Source organism: Bradyrhizobium sp. 61 (assembly GCF_023073075.1).
Lineage (GTDB): Bacteria > Pseudomonadota > Alphaproteobacteria > Rhizobiales > Xanthobacteraceae > Bradyrhizobium > Bradyrhizobium barranii.
In genome coordinates this window covers 42,456-63,778 of record NZ_JADPIU010000074.1, presented here as the reverse complement: position 1 = coordinate 63,778, position 21,323 = coordinate 42,456, and the positions used below count along the sequence as shown (strand labels likewise).

Annotated in this window: 16 protein-coding genes and 1 pseudogene; 9 read left to right on the top strand and 8 right to left on the bottom strand. The window is 62.6% G+C overall.

Annotation, left to right across the window (positions count from 1 at the left end):
• The first annotated feature begins 205 nt into the window (after positions 1-205).
• Entirely contained in the window at positions 206-1,006 is an 801-nt protein-coding gene (locus IVB46_RS28115; protein WP_247316438.1) for a hypothetical protein, read from the top strand.
• On the top strand, positions 999-4,289 hold the full coding sequence (locus IVB46_RS28110; RefSeq protein WP_346016143.1) for a DEAD/DEAH box helicase: 3,291 nt from the start codon (positions 999-1,001) through the stop codon (positions 4,287-4,289). The genes IVB46_RS28115 and IVB46_RS28110 overlap by 8 nt, the downstream gene beginning before the upstream one ends.
• Positions 4,290-4,400: 111 nt before the next feature.
• On the opposite strand, the gene rpmB is transcribed toward IVB46_RS28110, so the two are convergent.
• Positions 4,401-4,712: a 50S ribosomal protein L28 gene (rpmB, locus tag IVB46_RS28105; protein WP_063980641.1), complete on the bottom strand. Its 312-nt coding sequence runs from the start codon at positions 4,710-4,712 to the stop codon at positions 4,401-4,403.
• A gap of 508 nt (positions 4,713-5,220) precedes the next feature.
• Between rpmB and IVB46_RS28100 the strand changes: the two genes are divergently transcribed.
• The 5 genes and pseudogenes from IVB46_RS28100 (at position 5,221) to IVB46_RS28080 (ending at position 12,154) form a co-directional block, all read left to right on the top strand.
• On the top strand, positions 5,221-6,078 hold the full coding sequence (locus IVB46_RS28100; RefSeq protein ID WP_247316435.1) for a DUF3108 domain-containing protein: 858 nt from the start codon (positions 5,221-5,223) through the stop codon (positions 6,076-6,078).
• 797 nt (positions 6,079-6,875) lie between these two features.
• A complete protein-coding gene (locus tag IVB46_RS28095; RefSeq protein ID WP_247316433.1) occupies positions 6,876-10,262 on the top strand; it encodes a helicase-related protein in 3,387 nt (1,128 codons plus the stop codon).
• A 10-nt stretch (positions 10,263-10,272) separates the two neighbouring features.
• A pseudogene (locus IVB46_RS28090) lies at positions 10,273-10,542 on the top strand (RNA-binding S4 domain-containing protein); the annotation flags it as partial.
• Between the two features lie 131 nt (positions 10,543-10,673).
• Positions 10,674-11,012: a ferredoxin FdxA gene (gene fdxA / locus IVB46_RS28085; RefSeq protein ID WP_063980643.1), complete on the top strand. Its 339-nt coding sequence runs from the start codon at positions 10,674-10,676 to the stop codon at positions 11,010-11,012.
• A 344-nt stretch (positions 11,013-11,356) separates the two neighbouring features.
• The gene (locus tag IVB46_RS28080; RefSeq protein ID WP_208083467.1) at positions 11,357-12,154 is read left to right on the top strand and encodes a CarD family transcriptional regulator; all 798 of its coding nucleotides are present in this window, start codon (positions 11,357-11,359) and stop codon (positions 12,152-12,154) included.
• Between the two features lie 195 nt (positions 12,155-12,349).
• Here the strand turns inward: IVB46_RS28080 and IVB46_RS28075 are convergent, their stop codons facing one another.
• Genes IVB46_RS28075 through cyoA form a run of 7 tightly spaced genes read right to left on the bottom strand, consistent with a single transcriptional unit; the run spans position 12,350 to position 19,293 of the window.
• Positions 12,350-12,883, bottom strand: coding sequence for a response regulator transcription factor (locus tag IVB46_RS28075; protein ID WP_014490373.1), 534 nt, complete (start codon positions 12,881-12,883; stop codon positions 12,350-12,352).
• On the bottom strand, positions 12,873-14,252 hold the full coding sequence (locus tag IVB46_RS28070) for an ATP-binding protein (RefSeq protein WP_247316432.1): 1,380 nt from the start codon (positions 14,250-14,252) through the stop codon (positions 12,873-12,875). Before IVB46_RS28070 ends, IVB46_RS28075 begins: the two co-directional genes overlap by 11 nt.
• Positions 14,224-15,072: an SURF1 family protein gene (locus IVB46_RS28065; RefSeq protein ID WP_247316431.1), complete on the bottom strand. Its 849-nt coding sequence runs from the start codon at positions 15,070-15,072 to the stop codon at positions 14,224-14,226. The genes IVB46_RS28070 and IVB46_RS28065 overlap by 29 nt, the downstream gene beginning before the upstream one ends.
• Positions 15,073-15,102: 30 nt before the next feature.
• The gene (cyoD, locus tag IVB46_RS28060; RefSeq protein WP_247343899.1) at positions 15,103-15,483 is read right to left on the bottom strand and encodes a cytochrome o ubiquinol oxidase subunit IV; all 381 of its coding nucleotides are present in this window, start codon (positions 15,481-15,483) and stop codon (positions 15,103-15,105) included.
• Positions 15,480-16,109: a cytochrome o ubiquinol oxidase subunit III gene (gene cyoC, locus IVB46_RS28055; protein ID WP_247316429.1), complete on the bottom strand. Its 630-nt coding sequence runs from the start codon at positions 16,107-16,109 to the stop codon at positions 15,480-15,482. The genes cyoD and cyoC overlap by 4 nt, the downstream gene beginning before the upstream one ends.
• Complete coding sequence (gene cyoB, locus IVB46_RS28050) at positions 16,110-18,107, bottom strand: cytochrome o ubiquinol oxidase subunit I (protein WP_247316427.1); 1,998 nt, start codon at positions 18,105-18,107, stop codon at positions 16,110-16,112.
• A gap of 25 nt (positions 18,108-18,132) precedes the next feature.
• Positions 18,133-19,293, bottom strand: a complete 1,161-nt coding sequence (cyoA, locus tag IVB46_RS28045) for a ubiquinol oxidase subunit II (RefSeq protein ID WP_071908450.1) — start codon at positions 19,291-19,293, stop codon at positions 18,133-18,135.
• Between the two features lie 182 nt (positions 19,294-19,475).
• Between cyoA and IVB46_RS28040 the strand changes: the two genes are divergently transcribed.
• Together IVB46_RS28040 and IVB46_RS28035 are read left to right on the top strand one after the other, a co-directional pair.
• Entirely contained in the window at positions 19,476-20,804 is a 1,329-nt protein-coding gene (locus tag IVB46_RS28040) for an MFS transporter (protein ID WP_135216452.1), read from the top strand.
• Between the two features lie 72 nt (positions 20,805-20,876).
• Positions 20,877-21,290, top strand: coding sequence for a cytochrome c family protein (locus IVB46_RS28035; RefSeq protein WP_247316425.1), 414 nt, complete (start codon positions 20,877-20,879; stop codon positions 21,288-21,290).
• Positions 21,291-21,323 lie beyond the last annotated feature (33 nt).

Below are 21,323 nucleotides of genomic sequence, written 5' to 3'. Positions count from 1 at the left end.
CCCGTGCTCCGCGGTATGCCCCTCCCAGTGATGCTGCGACAGATACTGCGACGCAAATATCTCGGCCGCAAAGAGCCCGTAGAAAATTGTGCCCTCGTATTGGATGCTGGGGCAGATCATCTGTTGATCTATGTCCTTACTGACTTGTCGCAAGAGCGATTATTTGAGTAGGTACATTCTTGGGTTGAGAGATTGTCCTTCGATAATGACTTTAACTTTGACGCCGATTGATCATTCTGGACTTTGCCATGGCTGGGCCTGGAAAGTTTCAGACGAAAGTATTCTGGCGGAGCAAGTAGCTCGCGTTGCTCTTGGTCAATTTCGCCATATCGCTAAGATTCTTGCCGGAGCCAAAGTTGAAGGACCCAAGTCGACTGCCGATCACGCGGCGGACGCGATACGGTTGCTCACGGTCAAAAAGGGCGAAGATCCCTGGCACAGGGATGGTTGGATATTCCAAGCGATTTCTTGGATTGCCGCAAACAAGAGTGCGGTTGGAGCGATTACGCGCCCTCCTCACATGCTGAAGGCTCATAAAGGATTTGACGGCATTCAGTTGGAGCTTTCGACGAGCGCCAAGTCTATCTCCGCAGTGGTCATCTTCGAAGACAAGGCCACAGTTAACGCCCGAAAGACGATCAGGGATGAAGTCTGGCCCGGCATCGCGGCATTGGAGGCGGGGCAGCGCGTAGCGGAGCTAACGCACGAGGTGACAGCGATGCTGGAGGCCCAGCAAAGGGTTGATCCTAGCATTGATGTTGATCAGGCGATTGAGGGCATTCTTTGGAAGCAGGCGCGTCGCTACCGAGTCAGTATCACCGTTAACGAGGACCAAGGAAAAGATGCCGCTCGGGCAAGGTTGTTCAAAGGCTTTGACGAAACGGCCCCGGGAGAAATCGAGCGGAGGCGAGCCGACACTATATTCTTGCCGGATCTGCGCAAGTGGATGGAGTCTTTTGCCCAACGCGCGATTGCTCATGCAAAGGTGATATCCGCTCATGTTTGATCCCATCACTACGCAGCTGATACGTGCCGCGCCCCCGCTTGATGGCTTAGATCTTGAAAGTCTGCCGAAACAGTTGACGTCAGCATTTGCGGACGTTGTGTCGGCCCGAATTCTTCTCCGGAGTGCAAGCTCGGAGCCAGGTCCCGATTTGCGAGCGACGTTGTCGAATTTGCGGAGACTTGCGGCAGCCCACGAGGCCTATGTTGCCTTGCTTCCTGAGCGAACCAATCGCGCGGCAGCGGCCTTCGTAGCCGCCTCCGCTCACCAGGCATGCATATTGGGTCAGCCCAGCTCAGCGCGACAGAGCGGGGTCGATGCTGCGAGCCTAACTCCAGATATTTGTGCTACGCTTCTTTTCTTGGTTGCGGAGTCGAACGCTGACGCTGCGGAGGCCGCCAAACGAATCTTGCCAGATTCAGAAAACAGAAATCCAATAGAGCGTGCGCTCCTGGCCTCTATCAAGAATCTGGCACAAGGGCGCCTCATCCCAATTCTAAGGGAAAGCGTTCCGGACGTCGCTCCAATCGACACTGACGTTCAAGACCGGGCTCTGCAAGCGTTGCAGCAGATGCTACTAAGGGGCGTCAAGAGTCTCGCTGCGCAACTTCGCAGGCGTACGGACGTTGCGCCGAGAGAGGGAGGAATAGAGCCCGCTTCCGATATCTTTGTCCAAGTAAAGGCGCTTTGCATCGAACCTATTGCAGATGTGCTCGGCCCGTCAGATCACGTATACAGTCTTTTCCCAGGACCGCTGCACCTTGCAAATCTGCTCCTTGCCGTGGAGCGCGATCTGCTTGGAACGGCTCTAGTCCGAGTGCCAACGCCCGGTGACCTTCCAGAGGATGGTTGGTGGCAGATTATTCGGCGTATGGCGCGTGATCGCCCGTATCTATGGCGGAATCATCGGGAAGCAATCGCAAGCGGGTATCTTGATCGGGGCGTATCGTCTGCCATCAGCTTTCCTACAGGGGGAGGAAAATCGACGTTGGCGGAGCTCAAGATTGCAACTGCTCTCTTGCGCGGAGAAAAAGTTGTCTTTTTAGCCCCGACTCACAGCCTAGTTGGTCAAACGGCGCGGGCCCTGAAAAAGACCTTTCAGAGTTATGACATCATCGGCGACATCGAGGAAGACGTCACACTTGTTGACGCAGTAATCTTGCCCGAAGTGACAGTTACGACGCCAGAGCGATGCCTTATGTTGATGTCTATTCAACCTGAGGCTTTCGCCGGCCTGGGGCTAATCGTATTCGACGAATGTCATCTTCTGCATCCTCGCGATGAAGATCGCAGCCGGAGAGGCATCGATGCAATGCTCGCTTTACTCAATCTTACGTCACTTGCTCCAGAAGCAGATTTGCTACTGTTGTCGGCAATGATGAAGAACACTGAGGAGATCTCGGGTTGGATCGAATGGCTGACAGGACGGAAATGTCTAACGCTTGATCTCGCGTGGAAGCCGACACGGCAAGTGCGAGGATGCGTCGTTTATCCTGCAGAGCAGATTTCGAACCTAAATAAAAAAATACTTCAGGCTCGGCGAGCAAAGCCTAAGCAGAGAGCTGCGCCCACCGCACTTAAGCGCGAGTTGCTCGCCTCTCCGTTCGGGCTGTTTAGCCTGTTGCAGACGTGGGGCACGATGGATCGGCAAGACTATGCTCTGCTGCCGCTACTGAAGACTCCACAGCCATTGTCGACCGGCGTGCGGAAACTAGGTGGATGGTACCTAACTCCGAACGGCAACCAGACAAGTGGGGCTATTGCCGCAGCGTCCGTGTCAGCTGGGATGAAGACGCTAGTTTTTGTTCAGACAACCGTCTTTTGCGAGAAGTGCGTGAAAGATTTTCGTGCTCGTCTTGTCGCCAGGCCGGTATCTTTGAGCGCCGATGAGAAAGCATGGCACGAGTTTGCAATCGAAGAGTTGGGAGGGGCGGAGCACTGTTACCTGCAGCTAGACAAAGATGGTGTCCTGCGAGCAGGCGCCGCAAGCCATCATTCTCTACTGCTTCGTGAGGAGCGTGAATTGCATGAAGCGCTATTCAAGAGACGAGATGGGATCGATGCACTTTTTGCTACTTCAACTCTTGCGCAAGGGATGAATCTTCCGAGCGAGGTGGTGATCATTTCGGGCGATAGTAGATTTGATCCTGGCGCCGACAAAATGAAGAAACTCGAGGCTCATGAATTGCTGAATGCCGCAGGCCGAGCAGGTCGTGCTGGCGATGGTGCGCAGGGGTTTGTCCTTCTTGTGCCCAGTAAGGTCATCGACTTCGACGATCAAAAGAATGAGATTAACGATCACTGGATGGAGTTGCAGTCCATATTCGAGCAGGCGGACCAATGTTTAATTATCGAAGACCCTATGGAAAACCTGCTCGATCAAATTCACAATGGAATTGTGAAGACTGGTGCGCCGGCTTATCTACTGAGCAAATTGCCGGTTCGTACGGATTCGGCCTCGATCGATCCGGCGGAGAGTCTGCTCAGACGTTCGTTGGCCGTGTATCGTGCGAAGAAGGAGTCGCACGAGGATTGGATCGCGACGCGTGTTTCTGCAGCCCTCGCGGCTAGGTCTAGTGTGCGCATCGACGACGAAAGTAAATGGATCGAGCATGTGGCAGGATCGACTGGCCTGTCTGTTCAAATTCTTCAACAACTCATTCACTTGGTAGATGGCGGGGTATTTGAGGGAAGTACTGTAGCGGCGATCAAAAATCTCCTTGAGTGGATTGCCAAGAATCCGGCAACTCTGATGGATTTGGTGAGACCCGAAAATCTGGAGGGCCTGTTCGGCGGCGCATACAAGAAACTCCCCAATGATGCGGAGAGAGCCAAAATGGCACTCGCAGCAATTTCACGATTGCTGCCTATTTGGATGGCCGGGCTTCCGTTGAATAAGCTTGAGGCCGAGTTCTTAGAGGATTCAGCCAATCTTGGTCAGTGTGAATACGCGCGGCATTTCGTTTTGCGTCTCGTGCCCGACTTAGCCTTTGTAGCTGGTCTGCCGGCTCGACTGCTGGCCGCGCGCGCTAAGAAAAGCGGCAAGGAACCGCAACTGGCAACGGTACTCGCAACGTTGGGGAGTGCTGTACGCGAAGGTTGCGATAGTCCGGAAGCGCTTGCGACAAGGATCAACTGCGGTCGCGCCGTCTCGCGTGTGGGCGCGCGAAAGGTTTTTGAAAGACTCCGCAAATTTGCAAGTGCTGGCAATCCAACTGAGAGCTTTGAAATTACACGGGATCGCATGCGCTCAGCAGAAGTAGCTGCAGCTTTCGCCGCGCTTTAATCACGAGCACAAAAACGGCCGGATCTTTCGATCCGGCCGCGACACAAAACTCTACTGGCTAAGACTACGCCACGCGACGCAACTTAGCCCCCGCCCGATTTCAAAATTGGATTAGCTGGCCTTCTTCGCCGGTGCGGCCGTCGGGCCGACCTTCTTCTGGATGGCGCGCTTCAGCTCGAGGGCGCGCGGCGACAGGACGTCGGCCTTGGCCTTGAGCAGGAAGGGGTCGAGGCCGCCATTGTGGTCGACGCTCTTGACCGCGTTGGTGGAGACGCGCAGGCGCACGTTGCGGCCGAGCGCTTCGCTGATGAACGTCACGTTGACGAGGTTCGGCAGGAAGCGGCGCTTGGTCTTGATGTTGGAGTGGCTGACCTTGTGGCCGACGAGGGGGCCCTTGGCCGTCAGTTCGCAGCGGCGAGACATGGTAGAAATCCTCTTCTGTCCCCAAACGATTTGCGGCCGCCATTCTGGGCGCCACGGGGGCTAATTCTGTGTCCTTGCAGGGAGCGGGCGGACGTATAGGGGGGAAGGGACGGGCAGTCAAGGTTTTGGGCTGGGATTCATGCTCCGCGGCATCCCCCACAACAGGCGTCATCGCCCGGCTTGACCGGGCGATCCAGTACTCCGCGGCGGAGCGGCTGGAGCCGAGGGGCTACGGCGTACTGGATGCCCCGGTCAAGCCGGGGCAAGACGGCGGAATGGGCGGGGCGAGGTGCGCGTCCCTGACACACCCCCGATCACCAAAACGGCAATGATTGAAGTGCCTTACCATCACATAAAGGGCGTATTCACCCCCGAAGTATCAAGTGGAGTTCCGCAAGCCTCCGCGCCCGGACACATTGTTTGCCGCGGTTTTTGGCTTAAGTAACAACCGTTCGCGCCCCGATTGGATTGTTTCGTGCTCGCATCCCCCCGACTTTGGCTCCAAGGCTTGGTCAGTCACGGCTCAGCCAGACCGCGCTCCGCCGGCCGGCTGGCTTTCGCAGCCCTTTGCGGGCTCGTCGTGGCGTGGGGGGCGGAGCCCGTGGCGGCGCAGGGCAAGCTCGAGGCGCAATATGAGGCGACGCTGGCGGGCATTCCCGTAGGCCGAGGCGCCTGGAACATCGACATCGGGGACGACGTGTTCGCGGCTGCGGCCTCCGGCGGCACCACGGGGCTGCTGAAATCGTTCGCGGGCGGGTCCGGCACCGGCGCCTCGCAAGGTAGGGTGGTCAACGGCGCGCTGGTCGCGACCGGCTACCAGGCCTCCACCACCACCTCGAAGAAGACCGAAGAGATCCGCATCACGCTCGACAAGGGCAATGTGAAGGAGTTCGGCATCGTGCCGGAGCCGCCTGTCGATGCCGACCGCATCGTCGTCACCGACGCGCATCGCCGCGGCGTCTGGGACCCGATGACGGCCTCGCTGCTGCGCGTGCCCGGCACCGGCGATCCCGTGACGCCGGACGCCTGCCACAACGCAGCACCCGTGTTCGACGGCCGCATGCGCTACGAGCTGAAACTCGATTTCAAGCGCATGGAGAGCGTGAAGGCGGAGAAGGGCTACAGGGGCCCGGTGGTGGTCTGCGCGCTCTATTTCGTGCCCGTGGCGGGCTACATCCCCGACCGTCCCGTGATCAAATACCTCGCCGCCCAGCGCAACATCGAGATCGCCTTCGCCCCCGTCGCGGGCACGCGCATCCTGGTCCCGTTCTGGCTGAAAGTGCCGACGCCGCTCGGCCCGGCGATGCTGGAAGCGACCAGCTTCATCACCTCAGCCCAGCCGCCAAAGGTCGCCAAGACGCAGTAGGGCTTTAGCCGCAGCCGTGCACTCCCCCTCAGCCCGTCATCCTGAGGTGGCCGCCGCTTCGGCGGCCCTCGAAGGACGACAGCCCGGCTCTTCCCGCGAAGATAACCATGCTCGCCGCCGCATCCGGGCCGTCCATCCTTCGAGGCTCCCGGCGCGATGCTGCGCACCGCGCCACTCGCACCTCAGGATGACGGGGAGGCAATTTGGCTGGAAAAAATGTAATTCTTTCAACGGCATGTCTACTGTGCATGGGGTTGTTTTCGCGAAAATGAGTTTGGGGGTCGGCCACCGGGGAATCCATTTGACTCTTCCCCGATTCTGATTCGACTCCGCGCCGTCCCCAATTTTAAGGAACCGGTCATCGAAACGCCGCTTGTGCGGAGGGGCAAAACTCCATCTAGTGCACAACCAATAAGAGTCCCGCGACATGTGGCGTGAACGGAACAGGCTTCAGCGGGAGTCAGCGATTCGGCCGCGATTCGTTCTAGAGTCGTTCCGAAGCTTAAGGCCAACGGGAAAAGCGTCGCAAAGTGAGACAGTTGCGCGAGGTTTGGGGAGCGCGCTCCCACACGCTCGGTGTCATCGCCCGGCTTGACCGGGCGATCCAGTACGCCGAGGCCGTTGTGGTTGAGCGGACAAGCCGCGGCGTACTGGATGCCCCGGGCAAGCCGGGGCATGACAGCGGAATGCTTGGCTGCAGCGTAGCGTTCGGAGACATGGCCGACACCTCCCAGCCCTCAACACACCCCAAAACAGCACTGACATTCGCCCAAATCGCCACTACCTAATCCCCAGACATGGCCTTCTCCTCCTCCCCCTTCGCCTCCGAGCGCGCACCCGGCGCGGGCGTCACTGCAGTGCTCGGGCCGACCAACACCGGCAAGACCCATCTCGCCATCGAGCGGATGCTCGCGCATCCCTCTGGCGTGATCGGGCTGCCGCTGCGGCTGCTCGCGCGCGAGGTCTATAACAAGATCGCCGCACGGGTCGGCAGCGAGGCCGTCGCGCTGATCACGGGCGAGGAGAAGATCAAGCCGAAGAACCCGCGCTACTGGGTCTCCACCGTCGAGGCGATGCCGCGCGACCTCGACGTCTCCTTCCTCGCCGTCGACGAGGTCCAGATCGCGTCTGACCTGGAGCGCGGCCACGTCTTCACCGACCGCATCCTCAACCGCCGCGGCCGCGACGAGACGCTGCTGTTGGGCGCGGCCACGATGCGCCCCATCATCGAGCGGCTGCTGCCGGGCGTGTCCATGATCACGCGGCCGCGCCTGTCGCAGCTGGAATTCGCCGGCGACCGCAAGATCACGCGCCAGCCGCGCCGCACCGCCATCGTCGCCTTCTCGGCAGACGAGGTCTACGCCATCGCCGAGCTGATCCGCCGCCAGCATGGCGGCGCGGCCGTGGTGCTGGGATCGCTTAGCCCCCGCACGCGCAATGCGCAGGTGGAGATGTTCCAGAACGGCGACGTCGACTACCTCGTCGCCACCGACGCCGTCGGCATGGGCCTCAATCTCGACGTCGACCACGTCGCGTTCGCCTCCGACCGCAAGTTCGACGGCTACCAGTTCCGCCGCCTGACGCCGGCCGAGTTCGCGCAGATCGCCGGGCGTGCGGGGCGCGCCACGCGCAACGGTACTTTTGGCACGACGGGCCGCTGCGGGCCGTTCGAGCCCGAGCTCGTCAACGCGCTGCAGAACCACACCTTCGACAACGTGAAGATGCTGCAATGGCGCAATGCGAAGCTGGATTTCGCCTCGCTCGGCGCGCTCCAGGTGTCCCTGAACCAGTCGCCCGGCCATGAGGCGCTGACGCGCGCGCCGATCGCCGAGGACATGCGCGTGCTCGACCACGCCGCCCGCGACGTCGAGGTGCGCGATATCGCGCATGGCAAGGCGGCGGTGGAACGGCTGTGGGAGGCCTGCCAGGTCCCTGATTACCGAAAACTGTCGCCGGCCGCCCATGCCGAGCTCGTCACCACGCTGTACGGCTTCCTGATGCAGAAGGGCTGCATCCCCGATTCCTGGTTCGCGGCCCAGGTCGACCAGGCCGACCGCATCGACGGCGACATCGACACGCTGTCGGCCCGGATCGCCCAGATCCGCACCTGGACCTTCGTCGCCAACCGCCCGGACTGGCTGAAAGACCCCGAACGCTGGCAGGGGATCGCCCGCGAGGTCGAAAATAAATTATCGGATGCGCTCCATGAACGCTTGACTGAGCGTTTCGTTGATCGCCGGACCAGTGTATTGATGCGCCGCCTGCGGGAGAACACGAGCTTGAATACTGAAATCGGCAAGACCGGCGAAGTCATCGTCGAAGGCCATGTCATCGGCCGCCTCGATGGCTTCACCTTTGCACCGGATGCGGCGGAAGCAGGCTCCGATGCGAAAGCCTTGCAGGCTGCAGCGCAAGCGGTGCTCGCCGGCGAGATCAACGCGCGCGCCGAAAAACTGGGCAATGCGCCGGACGATCAGTTCGTGCTGACCTCGGAAGGCACGATCCGTTGGACCGGCGATGCCGTGGCGCGCCTGTCTGCCGCAGAGGAGGCGCTGCATCCGCGCATCCGCATCATCTCCGACGAGCGCCTCACCGGTGCACCGCGTGAGAAGGTGCAGGCCCGGCTCGAGCTCTGGCTCAAGACCCATATCGAAAAGCTGCTCGGGCCGATGTTCGAGCTGTCGAAGGCCGAGGACGTCACCGGCATTGCCCGCGGCATCGCCTATCAGCTGGTCGAGGCGCTCGGCGTGCTCGAGCGTCCCAAGATCGCCAACGAGCTGAAGGATCTCGACCAGCCCTCGCGCGCCGTGTTGCGCAAATACGGCGTGCGTTTCGGCGCCTATCACATCTATTTCCCCGGCCTCTTGAAGCCCGCCGGACGCGCGCTGGCCGCACTGCTGTGGGCGCTGAAGCAGGACAATGTCGATCTGTCCTCGCTCTCGGGCGCGCAGCATCTGGCATCTTCGGGCCGCACCTCGTTCCCGGTCGACAAGCAGCTGCCGCGCGATGCCTATCGCGTGCTCGGCTACAAGCAGGCCGGCGAGCGCGCCGTGCGTGTCGACATTCTGGAGCGCCTTGCCGATCTGATCCGCCCGGCGCTGGCCTGGCGCGAGAACTCGCCCGGCGAAAAGCCCGCCGGCGCGTTCGACGGCCGCAGCTTTGTGGTGACGCAGGCGATGACCTCGCTCACTGGTTCGGCCGGCGAGGATTTCGCCTCGGTGCTGCGCGCGCTCGGCTATCGCATGGAGAAGCGTGCGCCGCTGCCGCCGAAGCCGGTGGCTGCCGCTGCGGAGACGCCGGCTGCCGAAGCAAGCGCAGAGGCTCCGACTGAACCGGCTGCGACCGATGATGCCGCCGCGAGCGCGGACACCGCGATCGAAGCCGCCGCCGAGCCCGTCACCGTCGAGGACGCGCCCGGTATGGAGCAGCACGACGAGCCCGCGCATGAAGAGCCGGCGCTCGAAGCATCGCCGGATGCCCCCGTCACGCCCGAGGATGCCCCCGGCATCGCGCCGCCGGCGGAAGAGGCTGCTGCGCCCACCGAGGCTGCGGAAGCCGCTCCTGCCGAGGCCGCTGCAACGGAAGCTGCCGCATCGGCCGATGCGGCCGCGCCAGTCGAGGCTGCCGCCGCGCCTGCCGAGCCCGAGCTCGTCGAGGTCTGGCGTCCCGGCGGCCGCCACGAGGATCGCAAGCCGCGCCACGAGCGCCATCGCCACCAGCGTCACCACAATCAGCGCCCGCAGGCAGGTGCTGAAGCTGGCGCCGCCCCTGCCGAGGGCGAGGCCGCGCCGTCAGCCGACGGCGAGAAGCGCAATGAGCGCCATCGTCACGGCGGCGGTCATCGCAGGGATGGGGCCAGGGATTTCCGCAAGCCCCGCGAAGGTGGTGCCGAAGGCGCGCCGCGCCAGGAAGGGCGCGACGACAAGAACCGCCGCTTCGAGGGCAAGGATCGCGACAACAAGGATCGCGATCGCAACAAGGGCAAGTTCGGTGGAGATCGCGACAAGGGCCGCGACAATCGCGGTCGTGACCGCGACAAGGGCCGTGACCGTCAGGGCGGACCCTCGCTGCGCCCCTACGCCTCGAGCGCGAACCCGCGCGAGCGCGATCGTCCGGCCGATCCGAACTCGCCCTTCGCAAAGCTTGCTGCGCTGAAAGAGCAGCTGTCCGGTCGCAAGGAGTGATCCCACGACCGAGCGGCAGCGCCTCGACAAATGGCTGTGGCACGCGCGGGTGGTGAAGGCGCGCACCTCCGCGGCCGAGCTTGTTGAGTCCGGCCACGTTCGCATCAACGGCACACGCGAGAAGTCGCCGGGCCATGCGATCAAGATTGGCGACGTGATCACCATCGCGCTCGATCGCACCGTGCGCGTGCTGAAAGTAACCGCTTTCAACGAGCGCCGCGGCGATGCCGCCTCGGCCCGCGTGCTCTACGAGGAGCTGAGCGAAGCGAAGCGCAATTAATTGCGCTTTGAGTTCATTTCTTGGCCGATCAAAGCGCAAAGCCGTCATGATCGGCCGTTCCCGACCTTGCGGCGCCGGGCCATCCGCGCTACGCAAGCCGCGACTTTTAAAAGAGCTTTTCGGAGCGTTGGATGACTTACGTCGTCACTGAAGCCTGCATCAAGTGCAAGTATACCGACTGCGTCGAGGTCTGCCCGGTCGACTGTTTCTACGAGGGCGAGAACATGCTCGTCATCCATCCTGACGAATGCATCGACTGCGGCGTGTGCGAGCCGGAATGCCCCGCCGACGCGATCAAGCCGGACACGGAACCGGGCCTCGAAAAGTGGCTCCAGGTCAATGCCGACTACGCCAAAAGCTGGCCGAACATCACCCAGAAGAAAGAATCACCCCCCGACGCGAAGGAATTCGACGGCCAGGAAGGAAAGTTCGAGAAATATTTTTCTCCGAACCCGGGCTCGGGAGACTAATTCTCGCCCAAACTTAACCCTAATACCTTCGTCAGTGCCGAAAACCAGCCCTCAAGACCCCTAAATCATTGATTTTTGCGGGAAATGTGCTATATTGAGCACATTAAGCTGAACCCCGTCAGCCCAGTTGGCCCCGTTGGGTTCCCGTGAAACCAAATGTCGAACAGGGGCGTGGCAGTTTCCGCGCGCAGGCTGTGTCACAGAAAACGCGTAAAAAGAGTACTTCAGCGAGGGCTTCCCATAAGGAGGCCAAAAAAGTCGCCGCGGCCAGCCGTAGCGCATCCAAGGGTCGGACCGCGACTAAGGCACCGGCTGCAAAGTCCTCGAAGAACAAAAGAAGCGCAATGCCTCACAAGACTGCCAAACCGGCCGCGAAAGCGACCGTTGCCAAGCCTGCTGCTGCCAAGGCTTCCGCTGCCAAGCCCGTTGCTCCGAAGGCTCCTGTTGCTGCTGCCGCCCCTGCCAAAGCCCCCGTTGCTGCTGCGAAGCCGGCCGTGAAGGCTGCTGCACCCGCGCCGAAGGTCGAGGAAAAGAAGGTCGTGACCCAGCGCCAGGGCTTCAAGGCCAACGAATTCGTCGTCTATCCCGCTCACGGCGTTGGCCAGATCCTGGCCATCGAGGAGCAGGAGATCGCCGGTGCGAAGCTCGAGCTGTTCGTCATCAATTTCATCAAGGACAAGATGACGCTGCGCGTGCCGACGGCCAAGGTTGCGAACGTCGGCATGCGCAAGCTGTCCGACCCCGCGCTGGTGAAGAAGGCGCTGGAGACGTTGAAGGGCCGTGCTCGCGTCAAGCGCACCATGTGGTCGCGCCGCGCCCAGGAATACGAAGCAAAGATCAATTCGGGCGACATCGTCGCGATCGCGGAAGTCGTGCGCGACCTCTACCGTTCCGAGTCGCAGCCCGAGCAGTCGTACTCTGAACGTCAGCTCTATGAAGCGGCGCTCGATCGTCTCTCCCGGGAGATCGCGGTTGTGCAGCACTCGACCGAGACCGAAGCGGTCAAGGAGATCGAGGCCCAGCTCGCCAAGAGCCCGCGCCGCACCAACGCCAAGGCGGAAGCCGCCGACGGCGAGGGCGAGGCGGATGCCGACGGCGATACCGATGGCGACGACACCGCCGTCGCCGACGAGGCCGCGTAAGCGTCTCGCAGCGTCGATCGCAAGCAATCAAAAGCCCGGCCGGCTGGCCGGGCTTTTTTGTTTTGAGTTTCGTACTTCGTAGGGTGGGTCAGCGAAGCGTAACCCACCCTTCTGTCTCCGCGGAAATTAAAGCGGTGGGTTACGCCGAGCGACTACGCTTCGCGCAGCCGCACGGCTAACCCACCCTATGTTGGCTCACTTCACCGGCCGCTTCTCGAGCTTTCTTGCCAGCGTGCGCCGGTGCATGCCCAATCGTCGCGCCGCTTCCGAGATGTTGAAATCGGTCTCGATCAGCGTCTGGTGGATGCGCTCCCATTCCAGCGTCTTGATCGAGGTCGGCCGTGCATCGAGTGCGACTTCGGCGTTGCCTTCGGCCTTGTTGAAGGCGGCTTCGATATCGTCGGTGTTCGACGGCTTTGCCAGGTAGTGGCAGGCGCCGAGCTTGATCGCCTCGACGGCGGTAGAGATGCTGGCAAAGCCGGTCAGCACCACGATCAGCATCTCCGGATCATGCGTGTGCAGCAGCTCGACGCAGGCGAGGCCCGAGGCGCCGCCGAGCTTGAGATCGACCACCGCGTGTCCAAAGGATCGCTCCTCCAGCACCTTCCGCACCTCTTCGATCGAAGCTGCGAGGACGACGTCGTAGCCGCGGCGCTCGAACGAGCGTTTCAGCGTGCGCGCGAAGCCGGCATCGTCCTCGACGACGATGAGCGAACGGTCAGGCGTCAAAATTTCCTCCGATCGCGAGCGTTGCGAGCGGCAGCGTCAGGCGGACGGTGGCGCCACGCTTCCTGTGGTTCTCGGCGGTCACGCTGCCGCCGAGCTTGCGCACGACGTTCACCACCAGGAACAGGCCGAGCCCGCCGCCGGCGCGGCCCTTGCTCGAGTGATAGGGTTTTCCGAGCTGCGCCAGCATCTCCGGCGCAAAGCCCGGGCCGCGATCGCTGATCGACAGCACGAGATTGTCGCCCTCGCGCTCGGCCAGCAGCTCCACCCATTCGCGCGAGACCTCATAGGCATTGTCGAGCACGTTGAAGATCACTTGCTTCAGCGCGATGTCAGAGACGATCGCGACGTCCTCGCCGAACGTGTTGACGAAATAGAGCGTGCGGGCCGAGCGTGCGTCGCGCCACTCGTTCACCAGCGCGGTAACGAAGGCCGTCACCGTCGTCGGCGAGGAACCTTCGCCGCGCGCTTCGCCCGCCGACACCAGGATGCCCGTCACGATGGTCTTGCAGCGTTGCAGAGAGGTTTCCATCTCCGCGAGATCCTCGGCAAGTTCCTGATCGGCGGCGAGATCGGGCATGCGGCGCCAGTCGCTGAGGATGACCGACAGCGAGGCGAGCGGTGTGCCGAGCTCATGCGCCGCGCCGGAGGCGAGCAGGCCCATGCGGACGATGTGGTCCTGCTCGGCCGCATGCTGGCGCAGTGCCGCCAGATGCGCATCGCGCTCGCGCAAATTCCTGTTGATCCGGGTGACGAACACGACCAGCAGCACGGCGTTGAGGACGAAGCCCAGCAGCATGCCGGTCACGGTGAGACTGTAGGCCTCGCTGATCGGGTTCGGCGGCAGGTCGAGCGGCCGGTAGGCCATGGTCAGCCAGATGAAACTCGCGCAGGTCAGTGCGACCAGCGACCAGGTCGAACGGGCATTAAGCAGCACCGCGCCCAGCGTGACCTGGAGCAGGAACAGCGAGGTGAAGGGATTGGTGGCGCCGCCGCTGAGGTAGAGCTGCGCCGTCAGCGCCGCGACATCGAGCATCAAGGCGACCAGCAGCTCGTTGTTGGTGATCGCGGCGCGATGGCGCACCCAGACGAGGCTGGAGACGTTGAGCAGCAGCAGCGCGCCGATCACCGCGCCCATCCGTTCCAATGGCAGGGGAATACCCAGGCCAAAATGCACGCCGCCGATGGTCACGATCTGGCCGACCACCGCGGTCCAGCGCAGCTGGATCAGCAGCGCCATGTTCTTGCGGTTGGTCTCGTCGTCGGTCGGCGCAACGCCGATCAGCTCGCTGCGCGCGTCCGCCGGCGATTGCAGCGTGACGGCGTCATGCGTCATTCCGTCGTCAGGTAGATTCGACGATCGTTCCAGCATCTGATCCCGTCCTGCGGGCGGTGGCATCGGAGCCGCCGGCCGGTTCGTGGACGAAGCGCTTGCGGCGGAACAGCCCGCCGCCGAATGTGACGAAAAGTTTACCCGCCAGCATGAAAGCCAGGGCAAACCACGTCAGCGCGTAGATCAGGTGGTTATTGGGAAAGCGGATCACGGTCAATCCGCCGATCGGCGCGCCGGTGGTTTGTGATCCGGCGTCAGCATCGATGAAGAACGGCGCGACATCGTGGAGGCCGCGCGCTGCCGCAATCGCGGCGACATCCCGCGAGTACCAGCGGTTGTGCTGGGGCACGTTGTTCCGCAAGAATCCGCCCTTCGGCTCCGTCATGCGGAGCAGGCCCGTGATCTCGACCTGGCCGTCCGGATTGCCGTTCTGGCGCGTCGATGCGTCGCGCCGCTCGGACGGCACGAAGCCGCGATTGACCAGCACCAGCGTGCCGTCGCCGCGCTGAAGCGGCGTCAGCACCCAATAGCCGGGGCCTTCCTCGGTGACGGCCTGAACCAGCGTCTCGCGGTCATGCAGGAAGCGGCCGGTGAGGCTGACGTGCCTGTATTCGTCGTTTGCGGTGGAGACGGCCGGCCAGGCCGCGGGCGACGGGATCGGCTGGGCCGGGGCATGGACGCGCTGCTCGACGCGGTCGATCAGCGCCAGCTTCCAGGCGCGCCGTTCGATCTGCCAGACGCCGAGTGCGATCAGAAGTGCAAAGGCCGTGAGCGAGAGGACCGTGAGCCACAGGCGCGGACGCGCAGCCTTGCGGCGCGCGCCCTTGTCCCTGCCTGTCACGGTCCAAGCCTTGCTCACTTCCAAGCCTTGCTCACTTCGGAGTCTCGCTCACTTCATTCCCGTCATCTGGTGCATCGGCATCATGTTGCTGTTGAGGTGGTTCATCACCCACAGCGAACCGGACAGCGCGATCACCACCATGACGATGGTGAAGATCAGCGCCATCATGCTCCAGCCGTTCTCGGACTTGGTGTTCATGTGCAGGAAGTAGATCATGTGCACGACGATCTGCACGACCGCGAAGGCCATGATGACCAGTGCGGTGATCTGCTTGCTCGGCAGCGCGCCGCTCGTCACCAGCCAGAACGGGATCGCGGTCAGCACGACCGAGAGCACGAAGCCGAGCATGTAGGTCGAGAACGTGCCGTGGGCGTGGTCGTCGCCGTGGTGATGGCCGTCCGCGTGGGCGGCGTGGGTATCGGTGTTCATCGCAGAACTCCCAGGAGATAGACGAAGGTGAAGACGCCGATCCAGACCACGTCCAGGAAGTGCCAGAACATCGACAGGCACATCAGGCGGCGGCGGTTGGCTTCGATCAGGCCGAACTTCCAGACCTGCACCATCAGGGTCACTAGCCAGATCAGGCCGCAGGAGACGTGCAGGCCGTGGGTGCCGACCAGCGTGAAGAAGGCGGACAGGAAGGCGCTGCGCTGCGGGGTCGCGCCTTCATGGATCATGTGGGCGAACTCGGAGAGCTCGATACCGATGAAGGCGAGGCCGAACAGGCCGGTGATCGCCAGCCACATCTGGGTCAGGGCGATCTTGTTCTGCTGCATCGTCAGCATGGCAAAGCCATAGGTGATCGACGACAGCAGCAGCATCGAGGTGTTCACCGCGACCAGCGGCAGCTCGAACAGGTCCTTCGGGGCCGGGCCGGCGGCGTAGTTACCGCCGAGCACGCCGAAGGCGGCGAACAGCATCGCGAAGATGAGACAGTCGCTCATCAGGTAGATCCAGAAGCCGAGCGAGGTGCTGTAGCCTTCCGGATGCGGGTGTTCGTCGGCGAGATAGAAGAGCGGCTCGCCGGTTTGGGTAGGATTGACAGCGACAGTCATTTACTTGGCTCCGGCGAGCAGTTTGGTGCGCGCGTCCTCGGTCCGGATGACGTCGTCGGCCGGGATGTCGAAGTCGCGGTGATAGTTGAAGGTGTGACCGATGCCGACGGCGAGCATCGCGATGAAGCTCACGGCGGCAAGCCACCAGATGTACCAGATCAGGCCGAATCCCATCGCGGTGGCGAGGCCGGCGAGGATGATGCCGGTGCCGGTGCTGCTGGGCATGTGGATCGGCTTGAACCCCAAGAGCGGACGCTGATAGCCGCGCTTCTTCATGTCCCACCACGCGTCATTGTCGTGAACGACGGGGGTGAAGGCGAAGTTGTAGTCCGGCGGCGGCGAGGAGGTCGCCCATTCCAGCGTGCGTGCATCCCAGGGATCGCCGGTGACGTCCTTGAGCTGCTCGCGCTTGAGGAAGCTGACTGCGAACTGCATCAGCATGCAGAGGATGCCGAGGAAGACCAGGCCGGCGCCGATCGCGGCGATGACGAACCAGATCTGCAAGGACGGATCGTCGAACACGCGCAGGCGGCGGGTCACGCCCATCAGGCCGAGCACATAGAGCGGCATGAAGGCCATGTAGAAGCCGGTGACCCAGAACCAGAACGACAGCTTGCCCCAGAACGGATCGAGCTTGAAGCCGAACGCCTTCGGGAACCAGTAGTTGATGCCGGCGAACGCGCCGAACACCACGCCGCCGATGATCACGTTGTGAAAGTGCGCGATCAGGAACAGGCTGTTGTGCAGGACGAAGTCGGCCGGCGGCACTGCGAGCAGCACGCCGGTCATGCCGCCGAGCACGAAGGTCAGCATGAAGGCGATCGTCCACAGCATCGGCAGCTCGAAGCGGATGCGGCCGCGATACATCGTGAACAACCAGTTGAACATCTTCGCGCCCGTCGGGATCGAGATGATCATCGTGGTGATGCCGAAGAACGAGTTGACGCTGGCGCCCGAGCCCATCGTGAAGAAGTGGTGCAGCCAGACCAGGTACGACAGGATGGTGATGACCACCGTGGCGTAGACCATCGAGGTGTAGCCGAACAGCCGCTTGCCGGAGAAGGTCGAGGTGACTTCCGAGAAGATGCCGAAGGCGGGGAGAACCAGAATGTAGACCTCGGGATGACCCCAGATCCAGATCAGGTTCACGTACATCATCGGGCTGCCGCCGAAATCGTTCGTGAAGAAGTTGGTGCCGACGTAGCGGTCAAGCGAGAGCATCGCGAGCACGACGGTCAGGACGGGGAAGGAGGCGACGATCAGGATGTTGGTGCAGAGCGCGGTCCAGGTGAACACCGGCATCTTCATCATGGTCATGCCGGGACAGCGCAGCTTGACGATGGTGCAGATCAGGTTGATGCCGGATAAGGTCGTGCCGACGCCTGCGACCTGCAGCGCCCAGATGTAATAGTCGACGCCGACGTCAGGACTGTAGCCGATGTTCGACAGCGGCGGATAGGCCAGCCAGCCGGTGCGGGCGAATTCGCCGATGAACAGCGAAGCCATCACCAGCACTGCGCCGCCGACCGTCATCCAGAAGCTGAAATTGTTCAGGAACGGGAACGACACGTCGCGCGCGCCGATCTGCAGCGGCACCACGTAGTTCATCAGGCCGGTGACCAGCGGCATCGCCACGAAGAAGATCATGATCACGCCGTGGGCGGTGAAGACCTGGTCGTAGTGATGGGCGGGAAGGAAGCCTTCGGAGCCGCCGAACGCGAGTGCTTGTTGTGCGCGCATCATCAGCGCGTCTGCGAAGCCGCGCAGCAGCATCACGATGCCGAGGATCATGTACATGATGCCGATGCGCTTGTGGTCCACGGTGGTGAACCACTCGCGCCACAGATAGCCCCAGAGGCGGAAATAGGTGATGCCGGCGAACAGTGCGCCGCCGCCGAGCGCCACCATCACGAAGGTGCCGACCAGGATCGGCTCGTGCAGCGGCAGCGAATCGAGGCCGAGACGGCCGAAGATGAGCTTGAGAAGATCAGGAGACATGCGAGCTCTCTTTAGGAGTCTGACTTCAGGAGTCTGACTTGGGACGTTGTCCGAGGAAGAAGGACGAGGACTTCAGCGGCGTGAAGATCGGCCGCTTCAGGCCGGCACCGAGCAGCGGCGCGGTGTCGGCGGGTGCCGTGATGGAGGCGGTGGTCCTGCCCTGCGGCGCATCGGGCGTGCAGGTGCCGGCGACGAAGGTCGGCTCCGGCCCGAGCGGGCTGCCGCGGCGGGCGTACTTGTCGTAGGCCAGCGGCAGGGTGTTGTTCAGGCCCTCATGGCCGTTGCCGCCCTTGGCGTCGATCGCCATCATCTCGCTCTGGCACATCTTGCCGGTCTCGACGCACATGTTGAGGATCAGGCGGTAGAGGTCGGAATCGACGGTGCCCCAGCGGCGCACCGGCTCGTTCTCGCTCGGCTTTTCGAGCTGGAGATATTCGGCGCGGCCGAGCGAGCCGCCGGCTGATTTGGCCTGCGCGATCCAGGCGTCAAAGCCCTTGTCGTCGAGGCCCTTGAAGTTGAAGTGCATGCCAGAGAAGCCGGCGCCGCTGTAGTTCGCCGAAAAACCCTTGTAGGTACCGGCGTGGTTGATCACGGCGTGGAGCGACGTCTCCATGCCCGGCATCGCGTAGATCTGACCGGCGAGTGCGGGGATGTAGAACGAGTTCATCACCGAGGAGGCGGTGATGTGGAAGTTGATCGGGCGGTCGACCGGCGCGGCGAGCTCGTTGACGGTGGCGATGCCGTAATCGGGGTAGATAAAGAGCCACTTCCAGTCGAGCGCGACGACATCGACGTCGAGCGGAGCCTTGGACTGGTCCACGGCGCGTTCCGCATGGATGCGGCCGATGTTGCGATAGGGGTCGAGCAGATGCGTGCCCATCCAGGTCAGCGCGCCCAGGCAGATGATGATCAGCAGCGGCGCCGACCAGATCACCAGCTCGAGCTTGGTCGAGTGGTCCCAATCCGGCTCGTAGCGGGCCGAGGTGTTGGACTGGCGGTAGCGCCAGGCAAACAGCACCGTCAGCGCCATCACGGGGACGACGATCAGGAGCATCAGGACGGTGGAGATGATGACGAGGTCGCGCTGTTGCGCTGCGATATCGCCGGCAGGCGCCAGCACGACATAGTTGCAGCCGCTGAGCGCAGCTGCCAGGGGTAGCAGCGCCAGGATCTTGAGACGGGACACGGGCCGAGCCTTATGAGAATGAGTTTCCTTTGCGGGCCCAAGGGGTAGCTGCGGCGCAGCAATCCGGACATTGGACAATTTGTCCAATGTTGCACTGCGGAATGTTGGGTCAAACAGGGGCAGATTGCCTGGCGCCCCGCCGGGCGGTCGGCTTTGGTTTTCAGGACGTTAAGGGCGCACGAATGGCGACGGCACAGACCCCTGCAATGGCAGACCTCCACTCGGGCGAGCACGGCCACGACCAGGCCAGTCCCGGCGAGATCGCCATCGGCGTCATCATCGGCCGCACCTCGGAATTCTTCGACTTCTTCGTCTACGCGATCGCCTCGGTGATCGTATTCCCGCGCCTGGTGTTCCCGTTCACCAGCGAGCTGACCGGCACCCTCTATTCCTTCATGATCTTCGCGCTGGCCTTCGTGGCCCGGCCGATCGGGACCGTCATTTTCATGACGGTCGATCGCGAGTACGGCAAAACCGCCAAGCTGGTCTCGGCGCTGTTTCTGCTCGGCACCGCCACCGTCGCGCTCGCGTTCCTGCCCGGCTATCACGACATCGGCGTTGCCGCGATCTGGCTGCTGGCGCTGGCGCGTATCGCGCAGGGTCTGGCCTGGGGCGGCGCCTGGGACGGCATGGCTTCGCTCCTGGCGCTGAACGCGCCGCCCTCCAAGCGCGGCTGGTACGCGATGGTGCCGCAGCTCGGCGCGCCGCTCGGCCTGATCGTGGCAAGCGCGCTGTTCGCCTATTTCGCCGGCAATCTCTCGGCCGACGACTTCTTCGACTGGGGCTGGCGCTATCCGTTCTTCGTCGCCTTCGCCATCAACGTCGTGGCGCTGTTCGCGCGCCTGCGCATGGTGACGACGGAAGAATATGCTTCGTTGTTCGAGACCCGCGAATTGCAGCCCGCGCGAATCTCCGAGACCGTCGCGCGCGAAGGCCAGAACATCATGCTCGGTGCATTCGCGCCGCTCGCGAGCTTCGCGCTGTTCCACATGGTCACGGTGTTTCCGCTGTCCTGGGTGTTCCTGTTCACCCGCGAAAGCCCGGTGCGCTTCCTGATCATCGAGATCGTCGCCGCCGTGTTCGGCGTCGCGGCGATCGTGGCCTCCGGCATCATCGCCGACCGCGTCGGCCGCAAATCGCTGCTGATGGGATCGGCCATTGCGATCGCGATCTACAGCGGTTTTGCTCCGCAGCTGCTCGATGCCGGCGCGTTCGGTGAGACCATCTACATGGTGATCGGTTTCATCCTGCTGGGTCTCTCCTTCGGCCAGTCCTCGGGCGCGATCGCCTCGAACTTCCGGCAGGCGTACCGCTACACGGCTTCCGCGCTGACCTCGGATATGGCCTGGCTGTTCGGTGCCGGCTTCGCGCCGCTGGTGGCGCTTCTGCTCGCCACCAATCTCGGCGTCATCGCGTCGGGTGCGTATCTGCTGTCAGGCGCGTTCTGGACCCTGCTCGCACTCTGGCTCAGCGGCCAGCGTGAGGCGGGCGACATGGACGCGGGCGCTTAAGCCGCGTCCAGCGGACGGGAATAAAATTCAGGCCGGGCGATCCTGTTTGCGGCGACGCAAGCAGGAGATTCCATGAACGTCCGGTCCAATCCCGTCCACCCGCAAAGTTTTGCAAGCCTAGTCCTTACCGTAAGCCTGGTCCTCACCATCGTCGCGATCGTTTTCTCGACCGGGCTTGCCCATGCCACCGGCAACGTCGCGCGCGGCCAAACGCTCTACAAGGGCTGCGCAGATTGTCACTCCATCAATGAGAACGCAGTCGGCCCGATGCACAAGGGCGTGGTCGGTCGCAAGGCGGGCAGCGTGCCCGGCTATGACTATTCGGCCGATCTGAAGAACTCAGGGATCGTCTGGACCGAGGACAATCTCGACAAATGGCTGGCCGGACCGCAGGCCATGGTGCCGGAAACCAAGATGTTTTTCGACGTCCCGGACGCGCGGGATCGTGCTGATATCATCGCGTTTCTGAAGGAAAAGGCGCGGTAGGTCGGCAGAGCAGGTCTCGTAGGGTGGGCAAAG

Coding starts and splice junctions, on each gene's coding strand:
- fdxA (WP_063980643.1), top strand. CDS start 10,674: ATGACTTACGTCGTCACTGAAGCCTGCATCAAGTGCAAGTATACCGAC.
- IVB46_RS28070 (WP_247316432.1), bottom strand. CDS start 14,252: ATGCTGGAACGATCGTCGAATCTACCTGACGACGGAATGACGCATGAC.
- IVB46_RS28035 (WP_247316425.1), top strand. CDS start 20,877: ATGAACGTCCGGTCCAATCCCGTCCACCCGCAAAGTTTTGCAAGCCTA.
- cyoD (WP_247343899.1), bottom strand. CDS start 15,483: ATGAACACCGATACCCACGCCGCCCACGCGGACGGCCATCACCACGGC.
- cyoC (WP_247316429.1), bottom strand. CDS start 16,109: ATGACTGTCGCTGTCAATCCTACCCAAACCGGCGAGCCGCTCTTCTAT.
- IVB46_RS28115 (WP_247316438.1), top strand. CDS start 206: ATGACTTTAACTTTGACGCCGATTGATCATTCTGGACTTTGCCATGGC.
- IVB46_RS28095 (WP_247316433.1), top strand. CDS start 6,876: ATGGCCTTCTCCTCCTCCCCCTTCGCCTCCGAGCGCGCACCCGGCGCG.
- cyoB (WP_247316427.1), bottom strand. CDS start 18,107: ATGTCTCCTGATCTTCTCAAGCTCATCTTCGGCCGTCTCGGCCTCGAT.
- rpmB (WP_063980641.1), bottom strand. CDS start 4,712: ATGTCTCGCCGCTGCGAACTGACGGCCAAGGGCCCCCTCGTCGGCCAC.
- IVB46_RS28080 (WP_208083467.1), top strand. CDS start 11,357: ATGCCTCACAAGACTGCCAAACCGGCCGCGAAAGCGACCGTTGCCAAG.
- IVB46_RS28110 (WP_346016143.1), top strand. CDS start 999: ATGTTTGATCCCATCACTACGCAGCTGATACGTGCCGCGCCCCCGCTT.
- IVB46_RS28040 (WP_135216452.1), top strand. CDS start 19,476: ATGGCGACGGCACAGACCCCTGCAATGGCAGACCTCCACTCGGGCGAG.